This window comes from Stenotrophomonas pictorum JCM 9942 (assembly GCF_001310775.1).
GTDB classification, from domain to species: Bacteria; Pseudomonadota; Gammaproteobacteria; order Xanthomonadales; family Xanthomonadaceae; genus Stenotrophomonas; species Stenotrophomonas pictorum.
In genome coordinates, this window is sequence record NZ_BAZI01000797.1 from 1 (window position 1) to 578 (window position 578).

The following is a 578-nucleotide window of genomic DNA, read 5'->3' on the forward strand; positions in this document are numbered from 1 at the left end:
CGCGCGCCTGGTTGCCCTTGACCGCCAGGAACACCGCGTCCACGCCGTTGGCCTGGCGCAGCTGGGCGCCGATATCGCCGGGGACATCACCCACGCTGATGCTGGCGGCGACCTTGCCGCCGCGCTCGTTGAAGCGCTCCTTGAAGGCGGCGCTGGCGCGACGGCCAGCATCGTCGTTGCTGGCGATGATCAGCACGTTGCCGCGCTCGCGGCCGAGCAGGTATTCGGCCGCGATGATGCCGTCGTCCTCCGGGGCCAGCGAGAAGGCGGCGTTGCCCGGCGGCGGGGTGTCCTTGCCGCGGTTCAGGGCCAGCATCGGCACCGGCAGCTGGTCACGTTGGAACAGTGCATCGACTTCCTCGCGCCCCAGCGGGCCGACGATGAAATCGGCCCCGTCTGCTGCCGCCTTGTCATAGGCGGCGCTGGCGCCCGCGGCCGTGCCCTTGGTGTCTAGGAAATCGATCTGCGGACGGCGCCGGGTTTCACCGTAGTAGCCGGCCAGCAGGCCGTCGCGCACCGGTGCGGCGGCGGTGGCCATGTTGCCGCTGAGCGGCAGCAGCACCGCCAGCTTGAGCGGC

The 578-nt window shown here is 71.1% G+C and carries 1 protein-coding gene; it reads right to left on the bottom strand.

Annotation, left to right across the window (positions count from 1 at the left end):
- Window positions 1–578 (bottom strand): penicillin-binding protein activator (locus JCM9942_RS17745; protein ID WP_157723097.1); only part of this gene is annotated, 578 nt, incomplete at both ends.